Origin of the sequence: Janthinobacterium sp. AD80 (genome assembly GCF_002878455.1) — a bacterium.
Lineage (GTDB): Bacteria > Pseudomonadota > Gammaproteobacteria > Burkholderiales > Burkholderiaceae_D > Janthinobacterium.
Genome location: NZ_NRDQ01000035.1, coordinates 1 through 17,013 on the forward strand (window position 1 = coordinate 1; position 17,013 = coordinate 17,013).

Here is a 17,013-nt window from a genome sequence, read left to right on the forward strand (position 1 = left end):
CACCGTCACGCCCGACAGGCGCGGTTCGTACAGGGCGATGGCGCGCGCCAGCACCTGCCTGCCACAGGGCCAGGTCGGCGGCCGACTGCGGCGACAGCGCCAGGGTATCGGGCAAGCCGTAATCGAGCACCGTGGGCGCCTCGCCGAGGAACTGCGCGATGCTCAAGCCATTGCGCACATTGAACAGCCGCACCAGGTCTTGCTGCAGCGAATGGCGCAAGCCATCCACATCGAGCACGCGCCCATCGGCGGACGCGGCCAGCTCGCCGCCGAGGCGGTCGAACAGGGGAACTAGCGAACCGGCAGGCGTGGCATGCATGGGAAGCCCATTCAGGTGGTACGGGAAAGTCCAGCGCCCTGCCGTGGCAAGGCGCGCCTGGGGAAACGGAGAGTGCGGATTGATGGTAGGACCGGGGGATGGCGTAACACAAGTAACAGGTGGGTATCAGGGACGCGAAGCGTTGCCGGGTGGACGGAGCAGGACTGCGGTGCGGCTAGTCGAACAGATGCATGACTGCCGCCGCAACTTTCTTCATGTCGGCCAGCTTGAGTGAATCCGACAGATTTGATGCGCTCTCGGCCATCGCACTCACCTTGCCCTTGCTGCCAAACGTGGTCTTGAATGCGGTGGGATCACGCCGCCGCTCCGCTTCGATCGCCTTGCCCATCGAGGTCGGCATGGCACTGATCGTCACCGGGACGATATTCGGCGTGTGCCAGGCCTCGACCCTGTTGATCGTTACCTGTGGCGACGTCAGGGTATCCATGAAGACCACTTTCTGTCCCCACAATCCCAGCGCGTCCATGCCGCCGCTTTTCATGCCGACGTGCACCACGTCGCAGTCATAGAATGTGGTCATGTAATTGAAAAAGCCGTTCTCCTGGAATCGCCCCATGAAGCCTTTCCGTCGGCTGCGCTTCCAGAATGCGCCGAGATTGAAGACGAATGGCAATGCCACGGTTTCCTCGTTAAAACCATCGCCCACGAGAAAAATGGCCTTCACATTACAGAACGCGTACAGCGCAGCGCACAGCTGAAAATTGCCCGTTTCGGAGGAGTCATAGTGCGGGTTGGCGCCGCCCAGTGCGCGCGACGGATTCGGTGCGCCGGACGTGCGGCCCCACATGCAGATGAACTTTTCGCGGCCAGTGGACCTGCCGAAACGGTCTATGTATTCCTGCATGAACGACATGCAGATGTCGTTGTAGGCCTTGGACTGCACTTGTTCCCCGCCGCGCACGATATCGGCCCAGACCGGACTCAAAGGCTGCCCTTTGGCCATTTGCTGCACCGCGTCTTTCGCATAGAACGTGGCGTCATACGGTGTGCGGGCATTGTCGAGATTCGCTACCGCCGACATACCCACCATCGCCCAGTTCTTCGTCAGCGGATCGGTGTGGTACAGGGTAAACCGGTTGCCGACCTGGAGAGTCGGCTGTATCGCGAATTGAATATCGTTGAACAGGCCCGCCGCGCCAAACTCTTCCGCCTCAACGAGCAGTATCGCAAATGGCCTCGATGGATCGACCGAGAAATGGTGAATCGCCGCGGCGTAGATGTGGCAAAAATCACCGGTTTGCCAGCTGCCGATGACGAAGACCGGGCCATCCCGGTGCTCCGCCAGGCAATCCTTGAAACTATCGCAGATGACCGCCCTGTCCTTGCGCTCGTCCGGGGTGAATTTGATGGCGATTTTATACATGGATGCAATTCAATCAATGACCAGACTGCCCAGGGTTCCTGGACGGGACCAGCACGGATACGGAGTCGAACGATGGCGAAAGCCTTCCCTGGCCAGCAGCAGCCATGCCGCTATCGGCATGAGCACACACCGGAACGCTGGTCGTGCCCCATATCGGCCTGTTTTATCAGCGGGCAACAAGACGCTGGCTGCGATACGCGCGGGCAGCACCGCCGTCACTCGTGGGCGCGGAGGCGATAACGGCTGCCTTGCCGCATTCATTGATCTGACTGGAGCCTGCATGGCCTTTGACACTGCAAAGTACCGTGCGCGTTGCCATGGCATATTGAAAGCGCAGTACATATTGCTGGCCATGGCCGTTTTCAGATTGACAACCGTTCAATACCAGCTTTCCTTGAAACGTGCTCTTCAGACCTTTGGACATGAGCAAATGTGCAGGCTGTTCTGGCGTCACCTGCGCGAAAAATTGTGCTGCCTGTGTCACGTCGGCGGGCACTGTCGCAGCGCCATGCGCGTCGGTGTACAGCGTGCCATCGTTGTCTAGCGTATTGAGCAAGTGTGGTGGCGCCGTCTCCAGCGCAATGGACGTATTTTCCGGAGCGTCAGGCATCTTGCATCGTCGCATGCCTTCTGCTGCTTGTTGCATCACGGCGTCTGCATGGCCGGCGACGACGATTAATTTGGCAACCATTTTCATTTCTCCAGTGTATGTCCATGAAGCGGCAAAGTCCTCTTCAGTGAAAGAAAGGGATGAGTCATTACCTGCTTGCTTGCCTACCAGCTTCCACCGCCCCCTTACCGGGGCCAGTCCGGCATCCGGACATCCAGCCCAGATCATGTCGAATGTCGCAACTGCCCCCACGAAGATTCAAAAGGCGCCGTGGGCTGGAATCGCAATACAGTAGTGGGCCGCCGGCACATTCACGACGGGACATGCAGCCCATTCCACCTGAACGATCAATTCATGGTTGGTCGGGTTGGTGAAGGCCCCCATGTAGACACCATTTGTAAACGTGCCGCCAACACCGATTGCCTGGCGGAAGAAACGAATTAATAATGCTTCGACATTCACGTTGACCCCATCAATCGCAGTGATCACCTGAGGAGCCGCATAATTGATGGCACCGCCCATTGTGCCTATCACGGCGTTTGGCAGCGGTAGCGGTGCGCCACCGGCGTTTCTGATCACCTGGAAACCCATGGCGGCCGGAGCGACAGGTGCCACCAAGGTGTTGATCAATGGCGCGGGTACGCCCATGATGGGCGCGGGTGTGTTCCAGGTATCGACTTCCCCCCAGAAGACGCCGATATTCGCCAGATTTCCCTGGCTCAAACCGAATTCATTGACTGTCAGCATCCTGCCGTCAAAGCGCTGGCGGAGATTCCCGGATTTGCCGATATAGCGATTGTCATTGGCCTGGTTGTAAATCAGATAAAGTCCGCCATTGCCCGGTATACCGGCTGGCAATGCGCCGGCCAGGCCTGCCCCAGCCGATGCGAGCGTGTGCAGGCTTCCCGCACTGGATAGGTCAAAGTTGATGTAGCCCATTTGTGCCCTTCATTATCCTGTCCCGGATAGCCGCGCCGGCCCGGCGAATGCCAAATGGCCGCCCCCTTCGGCACAACGCGGCATCCGACACAGGGATGGCGGGCCATGCTGGCCCTGCCGGATTGCCGACCGGTAGAAACAGAGTGCCAGCAGCACGATGGCCCGCTGTCGGCGACGCCTGATCAATCCGCCTTCATCGTCTCCAGGTTCCAGTTCCACGTGCCCGTGCCCTTGGAGGTGGAATCCGTTTTCTGCTGCGTGAAGTCGGCCTTGATCTTGGTGAAGTTGATCGAGAACGAGTCGTTCGGGATGCCGCCTCCGCCGCTGCAGCTCATTTGCGAAATCATGGCGTTGTCCATGACGTAGGTCATGAAGTTCATGTACACGCCGTTTTCCACGCGGCCGATGTTCAGCTTGGCGGGGCCGATCTTGGTGCCCTGAGTGCAGGCCTTGAACAGTTCCGTGGTCGACAGGTCGGACGACTTGGAGAATGACATTTCCGACAGCACGGCGCGGCCCATGGTGCGTTCCGTGTTGCCCGCGTCGCTGCCCATCGGCAGGTAGGCGTTGTGGGAAAACGAGCTGACGATGATCTTGTCGGGATAGCCGGTGATGGTGCAGTTGCCCTTGATGGTGGCGCCCAGATCGAGGATGAGTACGTCTGACATGAATAGCTCCGTAAGGTGAACGCGGCGGCGGCATCATGCCGCTGCCGTGCGTCGATGCGTTGGAAAAGTACGATCAAGCGGCCGAGGCCGGCAATTCCGCCACCAGGCGTATCGAGGTGGTCAGCTCTTCCATCTGGAAGTGCGGCTTGAGGAACACGGTGGCCGAGTAGGCACCCGGCTTGCCGGCCACTTCAGTTACGTCGACCCGCCCCTCGGACAGCGGGAAGCGCGCCTTCTCGCCCTGCGAGGCGTTGGAACTGAGCAGCACATAGTCGCTGAGCCAGTTGTTGAGGAAGTTTTCCACGCTCGAGCGCGTCTGGAAGCTGCCCACCTTGTCGCGCATGATCACCTTGATGTAATGGGCGAAGCGCGAGGCGGCCAGCACGTACGGCAGCCGCGAGGACAGCGCCGCATTGGCGTTGGCCGCGTCCAGGTTGTACAGTTTGGGCTTGTTGACGGACTGGCCGCCAAAGAAGGCCGCCATGTCCGAACCTTTGGAATTGACCACCGCGATGAAGCCGAGATCGTTGAGTTCCTTTTCGCGCCGGTCCGTGATCGCCACTTCGGTCGGGCATTTGAGTACCACGTCGCCCTCGTCCGTCTTGAACGAGTGCGCCGTCAGGCCCGTGATCTTGCCGCCGCCTTCCACGCCGCGGATGGCCGTCGTCCAGCTGTGCTTGGCGAAGGAATCCGTGATGCGCAGGCCCAGCTGGTAGGCCGCATTGGCCCACAGGTATTTGCTGTGGTCCTTGCCGTCGACATCTTCCTCGTAGGCAAACGACTCGACCGGGTTGGTCTTGGCACCGTACGGCAGGCGCGCCGCGTAGCGCGGCAGCACCAGGGCCACGTAGCGCGAGTCTTCCGTTTCGCGGAAACCGCGCCAGGTGGTCAGCTCGGCGCTCTCGAAGATTTTCGACAGGTCGCGCGGCACGCCCAGTTCTGTAAACGAGTTCATGTCGAACAGCGATGGCGACGCGGCGGCGATGAATGGCGCATGGGCGGCGGCGGCCACCTTCGACAGGCGCTGCAGCAAAGCCATGTCGGCCGCATCGCGGCCAAAGTAATAGTCGCCGATGAACAGCGAGTAGGGATGGCCGCCAAAGGTGCCGTATTCCTCTTCATACACTTTCTTGAAGAGCACGCTCATGTCGTGGTCGACGGCACCTTCGAGGTCTTTCAGCAATTCCTTCTTCGACACGTTGAGCAGGCGCAGTTTCAGCTTGCTGCCCGTTTCCGTGCCCATCACCATGTCGTGCAAGCCGCGCCACGAGCCTTCCAGCGCCTGGAAATCCTTGTCGTGCACGATGGCATTGATCTGCTCGCTGAGGATCTTGTCGATCTGCGCCACGCGCTCGTTGATCATGGTGACGATGCCCTTGTCGGGCGCTTTTTTCATGCCTTCGTCGAGCACCTGGGTGGCGAACTGCCCCAGGAGCGTGCGCGCGTAGGCGTTTTGCGATGGCTCGACTGCCATTTTTCCTTCCTGGACGATGCGATCCAACAGGCTGATTTCCTGGTTGGTGGTGCTTGCACCGGCCTGTACCGCTTGCTTGCTGGCCATGATGGTTTCTTTCTCTGAATGTGGGAGAAAACAGCGCGTGGGCGCTATCAAGATGCGGCGGGCTCGGCGCTCTCGGCGGCCGCTTCCGGCGCCGGCGACGTGGCGGCCGGAGTGGCCGCGCCGCCCTCGGCTTGCAGGGTCTTGAGCTCTTCCGTGTTCTGCACGATGTTTTCCAGCAAGGAGTCGAGCTCGTCGTTGCCATCGAGCTTGCCCAGCAGATCGCGCAATTGCTGGCGCGCTTCCAGCAGCTTGGCCAGCCGCGGGATTTGCCTGGTGATGGCTTCCGGATGGAAATCGTCGAAGTGCTTGAAGTTCAGTTCGATCTTCAGGTTGCCGTCCTTTTTATACGTATCCGGCACGGACAGGTCGAGGCGCGGCGCGATCTTCGCCATGACTTCGTTGAAATTGTCGCGGTCGATATCGACCAGGCGGCGCGCCTTGAGTTTCGGCGGCGCCACCAGCGGCTGGCCGGACAGGTCGGCCAGCAGGCCCACCACCAGCGGCAATTCTTTCTTCTCGATGGCGCCACCTACTTCCACGTCGTAGGTAATCTGCACGCGCGGCGGACGGTTGCGTCCCACCCATTTTTGCAAGCTGTCTGACATCACACCCTCACTAGAAATTTTATGCAGCGGAGAGACGGCCTGGTGGGTGGGTGAAGCGCCGTACAGCTTGCGCAAGCCCGGGCCAACCGTTGAAGATACCGTCCACACATGGGGTAAATCGGGTAGTTCGGAAATGATGGTAGGACTGCGTTGCGGCGTAACACAAGTATCAACGCGGTATCACATGGCGCCGGCCACGCCGCTCCTTAACGGGAAAACAGCATGCGCGTGCGTGCGACGGCGCCCTGTTCAATCACATTGTCCGACTTGGAGCGGTTCCAGCGCCCGCTGACCACTTGCGCATTGCTGAATGCATCGATGCCGTTTCCCACCCCGGCCTTGGCAACTACATGGTCGACCTGCGGCGCAAACGCCGTGGAATTCAGGAAAAGCGCACCCCGTGGCACCTTCAGGCCCGGTGCCAGGTTGACGGCCCGCACCCACTCGCGCACGGCATATTCGTAGCGCCCCATGGTCGCGACCTCGCCGGAACCCGAGGCGTAATCCACCACCACTTGACGATAGACTTCGTCGTCCTCATGGTCCGAGATAATCAGCTGGCGATTGCCATGCAGGATCAGGTTTGCGGCAAAGATCAATTCGCGCTGCCAGTCTGAAAAGCCCTTGGACTGGAAACACCGGCCCAAGGTCTTCCTTTCCAGCCGGGGATGGACGCCCTGCAGCTCCCCTCTCTCCAGCATGTAGTCCAGCACGGCATAAGGACGGCGGTGCGCGGGCGGCAGCTGGAAGGTGTGGCGCAACGCCTGCCCCGTATCTTCCAGCGTCCAGTTCGCATGCAGCATGGCGCGGTAGGCGTCGAGCATGGGAACGCGCAAGGTTTCGGCCAGTTCGCACAGGCTGGCCAGCGTCAAGGTTCCCACCACCGATTCGTGTTCAGGCAGGATGGGACTTGGCAAGCCCGGGCTGAGATTGCGCGTCAGAATGTGGGCGTAGTTGAACGGGTTGAAGAGCCGCCCTATGTTTTCCTGGTAGCCGCGCGGGATATCACCAAACAGGGCATTTGGACGGGCCAGAACGTTTTCCCAGCCAACCATCTCACGCAGCGCATCTTTTCTCCCGAAACTGTACAGGTTGACGGCGTAGCGCGACGGTATGCGCGGATCTTGCCCGGCGTATTCGCAGTCGATTTTCATGCCCAGCATGGTGCCAGGGTGCTGCAGGCCGAGCGCCTTCAGCGTCCCTTCCACCTCGTTCTTCCAGGTTTGCTGGTTGAACGCACGCGGCATGGGAACAAGGTTGCGTTCATTGTCTTCACCGCCGAACACATCGGCCAGCAGATGCCCGCGCTCCGTATGCGGCGGCATTTCGTCATAGTCGTCGCCGAGATGGAACGGTCCGCCACCGGCCACGCGCAAGGCCAGCGGATAGGAGATCAGGCTGCTGCGTTCCTGGCCATTCCCGGCGCTGGCGTCGAGCAAGGCGTACATCTGCGTGACGCGTTCGCGCAGCTGCGTGACGGAAGCGAGGCCAACGGGCATGTGCAGCGCAGGCTGATGCATGAAAGTCTGTATTTCCACACTCCAGGCTAAGATTTTTGGCATCGCTTCACGCTCCTGTTGACGCTTCCGTCGGCGAGAAAAGTCTAGTTGGCGGCGTCCGCGTAACACAAGTAACAACAGCCGGCTGCCTGCCGCGGAATTGCTGGCGATACGGGAAATAACCGTGATAAGATATAAAAATTGCATCTAAGTAACATATCACCATGTTCCCGTTACGCACCTCTTCCCTGTCCCTTGCCGCCACATGAAAAGCCGCTTCCGCTTTGGTGCCTGGTTCGTCCATCCATCCACCAACAGCATCGACAATGGCGACGAGCGGCGCCAGATGGAACCGCGCACCATGGATGTGCTCCTGGCGCTGTGCATGGCCAAGGGCGACATCGTCAGCGCGGATGAGCTGCTGGCGCAATGCTGGGGCAGCACCTTGTACGGCGACAGCCCCGTGCACAAGAATATCGCGCAACTACGCCGCATCCTCGGCGATAACGCCACTTCTCCCGTCTACATTGAAACCATACGCAAGCGCGGCTACCGCGCCCTGGCGCCCCTGGAATTTGATGTGCGGGACAGCGCGGCACGCAAGAACTGGCGGACAGGCTCGCCGTTTCGCGGCTTGCTGGCCTTCGATGAAAGCCATGCGGACGTGTTTTTCGGGCGCGATGAAAGCATCCGCCAGCTGTGCGACGCCGTGCAGGCGCAAGTCAACAGCGGCTTTGCGCTGATGCTGGTGCTGGGTCCCAGCGGCTCTGGCAAGACTTCGCTGATCCAGGCAGGCCTGCTGCCCGCCTTGTCGCGCGAACGCGCGGGCGCCGAAACGCGCTTGCTGGCCAGCACTACCTTCGACCTGATCGACCAGGGCGAACAGACCCTGTTTACGGCACTGGCGGGCACACTGCTGGACTTGCAATGGGAAGACCGCTGGGCGTTTCCCGGCGAGAACGCCGTCTCCCTCGGCACGCGCCTGGAACAGGGCTGCGCCAGCGTCATCGCCGAACTGGCCGCCGCGCTGGCCGAACGCAAGCCGCCTGGCACGCGCTTTGGCATCTTCATCGACCGCTTCGAGGCGCTGTTCAACGTCACGCGCATCAGCGAGCCGCAGCGGCGCGCCTTCCTGCACACGCTGGAACAGCTGGCGCGCAGCAGCGTCGCCGTGCTGGTGCTTGCCTGCCGCAATGATTTCTATCCCAGCCTGGCCCGCTATGCCCTGCTGACCGAAGGCAAGCGCCACGGCGGCCACTTCGACCTGGGCCCGCCTGGCGTCAGCGACTTTGCGGAAATCATCCGCAAGCCGGCGGCGGCGGCCAGGCTGACGTTCGGCGTCGACCCCGTCTCGCTGGCGCGGCTCGATGATGTGCTGTGCAAATGCGCGGCCGACAGTCCCGACGCCCTGCCCCTGCTGCAATACTGCCTGCATGAGCTGTACCGCATGCGCATGCCCGCCGGTGAACTGAGCTTCGATGCCTTCCACCAGCTGGGTGATCTGGAAGGCGCCATCGGTCTGCGCGCCGAACAGGTCGTGCTGGCCATGAGCGAGGCCCAGCAGGCATTCCTGCCGCACATCATGTCCCTCGTCAGCGTGCTGTCGATCGATGAGGAAAATGTCAGCAGCCAGCGCGCGCCGTGGTCGGCCCTGCGCGGCGAGGCGGCGCGCCAGGCGATGGATGCGCTGGTCGAATCGCGCCTGTTCGTCAGCGACCTGGTGGGCGGCGTGCCCGTGTTCGGCATCGCCCACGACGCCATCCTGCGGCGCTGGCCACGCATGACGGACTGGATCACGGCGCACCGCGGTGCCTTGCGCGCGCGCGGACGCCTGGCACAGCAGGCGGGACGCTGGCGCGACGAAGGCCGGCCCGTGGACTTTTTTATTGCCACAAGGAAAGCCACTCGATGAGGCGAAGGAGCTGCGGCAGGCGGGCGTGCTGTCGCTGACGGAACTGGAAAGCGAATTCATCCGCAGTTCCGAGCGGCGCGCGCGCCAGCGCGACCGCGTGCGCGTGCTGGCCCTGGCGCTGATCGTGGTACTGGCGCTGCTGGCGTCGATCCTGGGCCTGAGTGCGCTGGCGGCCAAGCGCACGGCGGAATTGCGGCGCGGCGAAGCGGAAAGCCTGATGGACTACATGCTGGGCGACTTCGCCGACAAGCTGCGTCCGCTGGGACGCCTGGAATTCCTCGAATCAGTCAGCCTGAAGGCCCTGCGTTACCTGAGCGGCTCGCAAGGCGATGACCTGAGCCCGAACGCGCTGACCTTGCGCGCCCGGGCCTTGCAAGTCATCGGCGAAGTCAGCCGTTCCCGAGGCGATTCGAAGCACGCCATCGATGCCTTGCAGCAAGCAAACGCCATCCTGATGCGCCAGCACCGCATGGCGCCGCAAGATACGCAGGTGCTGAAGAACCTGGGCGCGAACGCCTACTGGGTGGGGCAAATGCACAAGGACCAGAACAACTGGCAGGCGGCCGAAGATGCCTGGCACGAGTACCAGAAGTTTGCCGACCTGCTGCACCGGCTGGAGCCGGAAAATGTCGAGTGGTGGGTGGAGCAATCGTATGCCCACAACAACCTGGGCGCGCTGGCGCAGACGCGCGGCATGCCGCAGCAGGCCGTGCCGCAGTTCCTGCAATCGATCGCCCTGAAACGGCGCGCGCTGGAACACGCGCCCAACTCGCACAGCGTGGCCGCCGAGCTGGCCGACAGCTATTCCTGGCTGGCCTCGGCCAAGGAGTCGCTGGGCGAACTGGACGAGGCACAGCAGCTGTATGCGCACGAAATGCAGCTGGCGCTGGGCCTGCGCGAACGCTTTCCCGGCGAATCGATGTGGATCTACCGCCTCGTGCGTGCCTTGCAGCACCGGGCCATGCTGGGCGTGGCGCGCGGCATGGATGCCGAGGCGCTGCGCGACTACGACGAAGCGAAGCAACTGTTTACCCAAATCGTGGGACAGGACCGCAACAACCGGGCCTGGCAGGGAGAGTTGACGAACCTGGAACAGGAACGGCTGCGCGTGCTCGCCCGTGGCATGCCGGCGGAGAAGGCACTGCCGAGGCTGACGGCCGTGCATGCGCAGCTGCAAGCCATGCTGGCGCTCGATCCGAAGAATGCGTCCTGGGCGCGCCGCGAAGCGCTCGCCCGCGCCCGCATGGGGGGCGCGCTGCGGGCAACGGGCCAAGTGCAAGCGGCACAGAAAGAGATCGGCAAAGCAGGCGCGGCCCTGCAACAACTGTACGCTCGCAACCCCTCCAGCCTGAGCGGCCGGCTGGCGCTGATCGAAACCTTGCTGCTGCAGGCAACGTTGCAACACGAACAAAAAGATTTCATATCATTAATGATGACTTGTAAACAAGCGTATGGCATGATCAAGGAGGAAGGCGCTTCAACGATGAACCATCAAATCCTCGATCCCTGGGTGCGCGTGAATGCCTGCCTGCAGAACGATGAGGCAGTCCAGCTGGCGGCCAGCCGCCTGAAGCAGATCGGTTATCGCGAACAATCTTACGTCCACTTCATCTCCACCCGATAGGAAGGAAGCATATGAAATTTGCCACACCGCAGCGTACCATCACCATCAGCATCCTCGGCACCGACCACAACGCGCAAGCCCTGTACAGCTTCTGGTCGCCTCTTTCCGGCCTCAGCTATCAAAACAGCCCCAGCTGCGACATCAATTGCAACCAGCCCACCGATTGCCTGTTCATCCTCGACTTCGAAGCGACGCGCCATGGCTGGACGATCGTCAACACCACGCCAAAAGGCAGCTCGCCTGTGCTGGAACAAGTACCTGGCGCAAGACACCTGTCGGTGATGACCATCAATCCGTACACCTCGCTCGACACCTACAACTTCTATATCAACTACCGCAACACCATCACTGGCGCCGAGCTGGCGATCGATCCCCAGGAGGGCAATATCCCCCCGCTCCAACCAACCATGTAATGCTGGAGCTGGCCACAGATTGCACTGGCCAGCTCTTCCTGCAAATGCATGCCCAGTTCGCCCTCGCGATCGAACTGCGACAGCCACGCGATCTGGCCCGCATCGGCATCGACGAGGCGCATGCTGACGCGCACATGGCTGTGCTCGACGCGGATGCTGCCCTCCAGGCGGTGCGCCAATCCCAGCCTGGCAGCGCCAGCCGATACCGGACTTGCCTCGACCAAGCGGACGGCTGCGCCAAAAGTCTGATACAGCTTGTAGCCCAATTCCTCTTCCAGGCCGCTGACGAAGGCATTGCCACCGTTCTCGCAGGTCAGGTTGCGCAGCGGCGCCAGTTGCAACTGCTGTTGCGGCGGGGGCCGCGACGCTGGCTCGCATGGCGTCAACACGGGAATATATTTGCCTAGCGGAATACTGATCCGCACGCCGGGCGACGTCGCCAGGCAGGCGTAATACGCTGCCAGGCGCCCGCGCAAGCGGCCCATCTGTACCCGCACGACAGGATCGAGGCCCGTGTCATACAGGTGCGCGTCGCGGCGAAACACTTCCAGGCCGATCGCATATTCGCTGATCTGATGCTCGAGGCCGCCCAGCTTTTTTTCCACCAGGTAGGACAGCAGCCGGCACATGCGCGGCGCCTTGACAAACGTGGGACTGGCCAACAGTTGCCGCACTGACAACCAAACCGCATCTTGCGAAACAGGGATATCATGGGCTTGCGCCGGCAGCTTGAGTCGAGCATTCATGAGAGATTCCGGTGAGTAGCATTTTCCAAAGGGAGTGTGTTGCGTGTTGGAAATTACTCTAACGGAAGCGTTGAATGCTTACCTTACGATCACCTTACGGTACATTTTTCCTTGATTTTGCCCGTGCGCGCGGAGCAAAGGGCCTCAGCGGCCACGCAAAAATTGCCGCAGGCGCGCAAGGGAAGAAAGCTGGGGTTCGCCCCCCAGCTTAGCGTGCACGTCCGCCAGCAAGGGTGCCAAGGCGCGAGGCACCGACGCAGCGACATAGGCTTGCGCCAGCCCGAAGGGATCGACCGGCATGGCCGCCTGTGCGGGTTTGGCAAAATTTCCCCACCACGTATCGCGCATGCAGCGGCGAACCGGGCGCGTCGTTAACATACCAGCAGCCATCATATTGCTGCACAAACACTTCGCCGACAAAATAGGCGATGCGCGCCGTCAGCCAGGTCCGGTCCGCCTCATCGGCAACGGCCATGTCGCGCAGGGCCTGTTCGACCAGTGGCACGTACTGCGCCGCCTGCTTCAACACGGGCACAGCGGGCTCGATGCCGATGCGGCCGATGAAATCAACCAGCACTTGCGCCAGCTCCTGATGGAAAACGGTGAAATTGGCCTGTCTTGCGGAGAGTTGCGCTGCGTTCTCGTTCGGCATGTTGCTCCATGATAGGCGTGAATAGTCAGTAAAGGATTATTCAGTAATGTGGTGCCTGCCTACCTGGAACGGGCATTCTTTACTCGGAACGGGCTGGTCCACGCTACCGCCCGGCAAACGCCACCGCGCGGCAAGGCCCGGCAGGGCCCGCGCGCGGTGGTGCGGCGCGCTTACTGCGCCAGGTAGCGTTCCGAACGGGGACCGTACAGCAGGCCGTTGGGGACCCCGGCCGACAGCAGGCGCGCATTCGCCGTGCCGGCGATAGGATGGCTGGCATCGGTCGTGGTGTTGATGATCTGCTTGACCGCCGCCGTCACCAGCGCGCCGATCAGGCCGCCACCACCGTTATTGTTGCCTTCATTGCTAGATGCGCTGGCCGCGCCCTGCCACAGCAAGACGCCCGTCTTCAGGTCGACCAGCTTGGCATCAACCGACACCACCGTCACGCTGTCGATCACGGCGTACGTCGTGCCGTACTTGGAAATCGTCACGTACAGGCCCGCATCGGCGCCAAAGATCTCGTTGAGCTTCTTGGCATCGACGCCGTGGATATCGGCGGCGTTCGTCAAGCCGTTCTGCTTGAAGGTCTCGCCCACCACGGCCACCGGCAGCACATAATAGCCCGCTTCGGCCAGCGGATATGTCACTTGCGCGTAGACGCTGTTGCCGGCATTGACTTCCGGTGAATTGTTCAACGGCGGCAAGACCACGATCGAGCGGGGCTTGGCCGCCTTGAAGGCCGTATAGTCATAGGCCGCCTGTTTGGTGGCGCAACCGACCATGAAGATGGCGGGACCCAGGCACAGGGCCATTTTCAACATGCGCGACATCATAATTTTTCGCCTTTTTTCATTTTACCCAACAGGAAGTCCATGTACGGCGCCGATTCCGGGAACAGCTTCTTCTCGTCTTCGAACTGCGCGGCGACCTGTTCCGGCTTGCCGGCGATCGAGTACAGCATGCCCAGGTGGGCGTGGAAACCCGGCGGCGCGTGGTTGCCCTTCGCGGCTATCACTTGCAAGTCTTTTTCCATGGCGGCAATCTGCTGCTCCGGGCTTTCACCCTTCAGGTATTCATACACTTGCGGCTGGTAGCCTTCCCATTGATACAGGGTCTTCGATTGCGTGGCGCAACCGGTCAGTGCGGCGCAGGCGAGCAGCGCCAGCAGGGCAGCGCCCTTGTTCATCATTGTCTGTTTCATGGGATACCTTATTGTTTGCGCAGTGCGCCCGCTTCGACACCGGCAACCAGGCGCTCGACGGCTTCGCGCATGGCCAGATCCAATACCTTGCCGTTGAGGGTGGCGTCATAGCTGGCGGTGCCGCCAAAGCCCAGCACTTCGCGGTTCGACAGGCTGTATTCACCGGCGCCGCCGGCCGAAAACACGACTTCGGACGTAGCGATGTTGACGACGTTCAAGGTGACCTTGGCGTACGCCACTTGCGTCTTGCCGCGGCCCATGATACCGAACAACTGCTTGTCGCCCACTTCCTTGCGGCCGAATTCGGTAACGTCGCCCGTGACGACGAAGTCCGCGCCCTTGATGTTCTGGCCCTGCTTCTTGAAGTCCGCTTCCTGCTTGAGTTCGGCCATGTTGTCACGGTCGAGCACGTTGAAACGGTTGGACGTCTGCAGGTGCGCAATCAAAATCGTCTTCGACTGGCTGCCCAGGCGGTCGACGCCGTCGGAAAAGATGCCGCGCATGAAATTGGAGCGGTTGTCGAATTTGCCGACCGCGATCAGGGTGCGTGGACCAACGTAGGGACGGGCGGCGCTGGCGACCGTGGGAACAGCCAGGGCTTGCGACGATTCGGAAGCGCAGCCAGCTAATGCCGCGCCAATCAGCGCTGCGATCAACAATGCGCCAGGTTTATTCTTATTCATAGTGCCCTTATGAGATATAGGATCAGGAGTAACTCGCGAAATTGAATTTAGGCAAGTTAATTTCCTAAATGCAATTATATGGGATTGCATGTCTCACAATTATCTCCAAAAGTCACAATGACAATAATTGCATTATTGCCAGCAACAATTCCGGTTCTCCACGTCGCCAGCGATTGCTTGACTTCTAAACTGATATTCATTAACTTACTAGTAAATTATTGCTAAACAAGAATGTGCAGCACGCCGCGTAGCGCGCCGCCGCCAACAGACCCTGCCAGCCGGCAAACCGCAGTGCGGCGGCCGGCTTCACCGCACGCTACCACCTACACGGGTCTCCATGCCGTCACACGACCACTCTCCTGCCCATCCGCTGGCCACCGCCCTGGCGCTCTCGCTGGGCGCCGCCATCGCCCTCGGCCTGTCGCGCTTTTCGTATGGCTTACTGCTGCCGCCCATGCGCGACGACCTGGGCTGGTCCTACCTGCTGGCGGGGGCCATGAATACTTTCAATGCGCTCGGCTACTTTCTCGGCGCCCTGGCCACGCCGCCCCTGATGCGCCGCCTGGGCGTGTGGCGCCTGCTGATGGCCGGCTGCGTGCTGGCGAGCATCTTCATGCTGATCTCGGGCCTGGTCAGCGACACGGCCGCCCTGTTCCTGCAGCGCGTGTGCGCGGGCGTGGCCAGCGCCTTCATTTTCATCGCCGGCGGCGTGCTGGCGGCGCGGCTCGGCTCCATGCACAGCCAGCGCGCCGGCTTCTATATCGGGCTGTACTACGGCGGCACGGGTTTCGGCATCGCCCTGTCGGCCCTGCTGGTGCCGGCCGCCTTAAGCGCAGCACATGGCCACGGCGCCGCGCATGCCTGGCAATGGCCATGGCTGGCACTGGGCGTCGCCTGCCTGCTGGCCACCGCCATCATGGCGGCACCGGCCAGGGCCATCGGCGAAGCGCCGCGCGCTCCAGACAAAGGACGGCGCTTCGCCTGGCGCGACTTTGCCCCCAGTCTGGCCGGCTACTTCATGTTTGGCGTCGGCTACATCGGCTATATGACCTTTGTCATCGCCCTGCTCAGGCAGCAAGGCATGACGCCCACCCTCGTCACCATCTTCTACACCTTGCTGGGGCTGGCGGTGGTGGCGTCGTCGCGCATCTGGGCGCGCATGCTGGACCGCTACAAGGGCGGCGAATCGCTGGCCATTTTGAATGGCCTGCTGGGCGTGGTAACCGTGCTGCCGGCGCTGACCAGCTTTGCCCCCGTGGTTTTCCTCTCGGGCCTGGTCTTCGGCGGCGTCTTCCTGTCCGTCGTCGCCTCGACCACGGCGCTGGTGCGGCATAACCTGCCGCAGGCATCGTGGACGGCCGGTATCAGCGCCTATACGACGGTGTTCGCGCTGGGGCAGATCGCCGGCCCCATCGTCGTCGGCTGGATCGCCGATGGCCCGGCGGGCCTGGAGCGGGGCTTGATCGCCTCGGCCATCGCCCTCTTCATCGGCGCTGTGCTGGCCGCGCGGCAAAAAGCGCTGGCGCCGCCGGCCACCGGTTTGCATGGCTAACGGCAAGCGGGCGCGGTAAATCCAGGCACGATGCGACAATGTTCACGGCAAGGGGCCTGGCCCTGTTCGACAAGCGAGATTGAGGAGATACGCATGAAACTAGTATTGACGGCAGTGCTGCTATGCGGCGCGCCTTTGGCGCAGGCGCAAACGGTGGAATTGTTCTTTGCCGGGCCGCATGGCGCCGAACAGGCGGCAGGCACCATCAGTATCACGCAGACGCCCTACGGCGCCCTGCTCACGCCTGACCTGAAGGGCTTGCCCGCAGGCACGCACGGCTTCCACCTGCACGAAAAACCGTCGTGCGACGCCACCGTCACCGATGGCAAGCCGACGCCAGCCGGCGCGGCGGGCGGCCACTGGGATCCGGCCAAGACGGCGGCGCACAAGGGACCGTACAACGCGACCGGCCACCAGGGCGACTTGCCCGCCATCTACGTCGCAGCCGATGGCACGGCTACCTACCCGGTGCTGGCACCGCGCCTGAAGGCCGATGCATTCAAGGGCCACGCCCTGATGGTGCACGTGGGCGGCGACAACCACAGCGACCACCCGGAAAAACTCGGCGGCGGCGGCGCGCGCATGGCCTGCGGCGTGGTGAAGTAAGACAGGCGGGGCGCAGGCATAGTAAGCTGGGCGCCCCGA

The 17,013-nt window shown here is 61.8% G+C and carries 17 protein-coding genes and 1 pseudogene; 5 read left to right on the top strand and 13 right to left on the bottom strand.

Going from position 1 to position 17,013, the window contains the following annotated elements:
• From JaAD80_RS07825 to JaAD80_RS07860, 8 genes and pseudogenes are all read right to left on the bottom strand, one after another.
• Positions 1-319: pseudogene (locus JaAD80_RS07825) on the bottom strand (hypothetical protein); the annotation flags it as partial.
• A 175-nt stretch (positions 320-494) separates the two neighbouring features.
• A complete protein-coding gene (locus JaAD80_RS07830) occupies positions 495-1,703 on the bottom strand; it encodes a hypothetical protein (RefSeq protein WP_102293664.1) in 1,209 nt (402 codons plus the stop codon).
• Positions 1,704-1,869: 166 nt separating this feature from the next.
• A complete protein-coding gene (locus tag JaAD80_RS07835; protein WP_102293665.1) occupies positions 1,870-2,394 on the bottom strand; it encodes a hypothetical protein in 525 nt (174 codons plus the stop codon).
• A 177-nt stretch (positions 2,395-2,571) separates the two neighbouring features.
• A complete protein-coding gene (locus JaAD80_RS07840; protein WP_102293666.1) occupies positions 2,572-3,252 on the bottom strand; it encodes a GIY-YIG nuclease family protein in 681 nt (226 codons plus the stop codon).
• Positions 3,253-3,434: 182 nt separating this feature from the next.
• Complete coding sequence (locus JaAD80_RS07845; RefSeq protein WP_102293667.1) at positions 3,435-3,920, bottom strand: type VI secretion system tube protein Hcp; 486 nt, start codon at positions 3,918-3,920, stop codon at positions 3,435-3,437.
• A gap of 73 nt (positions 3,921-3,993) precedes the next feature.
• Positions 3,994-5,481 (bottom strand): type VI secretion system contractile sheath large subunit, encoded by a 1,488-nt coding sequence (tssC, locus tag JaAD80_RS07850; protein WP_102293668.1) that lies wholly within the window; start codon positions 5,479-5,481, stop codon positions 3,994-3,996.
• 47 nt (positions 5,482-5,528) lie between these two features.
• Positions 5,529-6,086: a type VI secretion system contractile sheath small subunit gene (gene tssB / locus JaAD80_RS07855; RefSeq protein ID WP_102293669.1), complete on the bottom strand. Its 558-nt coding sequence runs from the start codon at positions 6,084-6,086 to the stop codon at positions 5,529-5,531.
• A 206-nt stretch (positions 6,087-6,292) separates the two neighbouring features.
• Positions 6,293-7,792: a DNA/RNA non-specific endonuclease gene (locus JaAD80_RS07860; RefSeq protein ID WP_102293670.1), complete on the bottom strand. Its 1,500-nt coding sequence runs from the start codon at positions 7,790-7,792 to the stop codon at positions 6,293-6,295.
• 58 nt (positions 7,793-7,850) lie between these two features.
• Here JaAD80_RS07860 and JaAD80_RS07865 point away from each other — a divergent pair, with 58 nt between their 5' ends.
• Genes JaAD80_RS07865 through JaAD80_RS07875 form a run of 3 tightly spaced genes read left to right on the top strand, consistent with a single transcriptional unit; the run spans position 7,851 to position 11,534 of the window.
• Positions 7,851-9,497 (top strand): winged helix-turn-helix domain-containing protein, encoded by a 1,647-nt coding sequence (locus tag JaAD80_RS07865; RefSeq protein WP_102293671.1) that lies wholly within the window; start codon positions 7,851-7,853, stop codon positions 9,495-9,497.
• A complete protein-coding gene (locus JaAD80_RS07870) occupies positions 9,472-11,121 on the top strand; it encodes a lipopolysaccharide assembly protein LapB (RefSeq protein WP_102293672.1) in 1,650 nt (549 codons plus the stop codon). The genes JaAD80_RS07865 and JaAD80_RS07870 overlap by 26 nt, the downstream gene beginning before the upstream one ends.
• Positions 11,122-11,132: 11 nt before the next feature.
• Positions 11,133-11,534 carry a hypothetical protein gene (locus tag JaAD80_RS07875; RefSeq protein ID WP_102293673.1) on the top strand — a complete coding sequence of 134 codons (402 nt, stop codon included), beginning with the start codon at positions 11,133-11,135 and terminating at the stop codon, positions 11,532-11,534.
• Here the strand turns inward: JaAD80_RS07875 and JaAD80_RS07880 are convergent.
• The 5 genes from JaAD80_RS07880 to JaAD80_RS07900 form a co-directional block, all read right to left on the bottom strand.
• Positions 11,453-12,280, bottom strand: a complete 828-nt coding sequence (locus JaAD80_RS07880; RefSeq protein WP_146012302.1) for a hypothetical protein — start codon at positions 12,278-12,280, stop codon at positions 11,453-11,455. The genes JaAD80_RS07875 and JaAD80_RS07880 overlap by 82 nt on opposite strands.
• Before the next feature lie 208 nt (positions 12,281-12,488).
• Positions 12,489-12,932 carry a hypothetical protein gene (locus JaAD80_RS07885; protein ID WP_102293675.1) on the bottom strand — a complete coding sequence of 148 codons (444 nt, stop codon included), beginning with the start codon at positions 12,930-12,932 and terminating at the stop codon, positions 12,489-12,491.
• Between the two features lie 170 nt (positions 12,933-13,102).
• On the bottom strand, positions 13,103-13,765 hold the full coding sequence (locus JaAD80_RS07890; protein ID WP_102293676.1) for a DUF799 domain-containing protein: 663 nt from the start codon (positions 13,763-13,765) through the stop codon (positions 13,103-13,105).
• The gene (locus JaAD80_RS07895; RefSeq protein ID WP_258002864.1) at positions 13,762-14,133 is read right to left on the bottom strand and encodes a DUF4810 domain-containing protein; all 372 of its coding nucleotides are present in this window, start codon (positions 14,131-14,133) and stop codon (positions 13,762-13,764) included. Before JaAD80_RS07895 ends, JaAD80_RS07890 begins: the two co-directional genes overlap by 4 nt.
• Positions 14,134-14,141: 8 nt before the next feature.
• Positions 14,142-14,816 (bottom strand): CsgG/HfaB family protein, encoded by a 675-nt coding sequence (locus JaAD80_RS07900; protein ID WP_046684981.1) that lies wholly within the window; start codon positions 14,814-14,816, stop codon positions 14,142-14,144.
• A gap of 337 nt (positions 14,817-15,153) precedes the next feature.
• On the opposite strand from JaAD80_RS07900, the gene JaAD80_RS07905 reads away from it, so the two are divergent.
• Both JaAD80_RS07905 and sodC read left to right on the top strand, forming a co-directional pair.
• Complete coding sequence (locus JaAD80_RS07905; protein ID WP_102293677.1) at positions 15,154-16,368, top strand: YbfB/YjiJ family MFS transporter; 1,215 nt, start codon at positions 15,154-15,156, stop codon at positions 16,366-16,368.
• Positions 16,369-16,461: 93 nt separating this feature from the next.
• On the top strand, positions 16,462-16,974 hold the full coding sequence (gene sodC, locus JaAD80_RS07910) for a superoxide dismutase family protein (RefSeq protein WP_102293678.1): 513 nt from the start codon (positions 16,462-16,464) through the stop codon (positions 16,972-16,974).
• Positions 16,975-17,013: the final 39 nt, after the last annotated feature.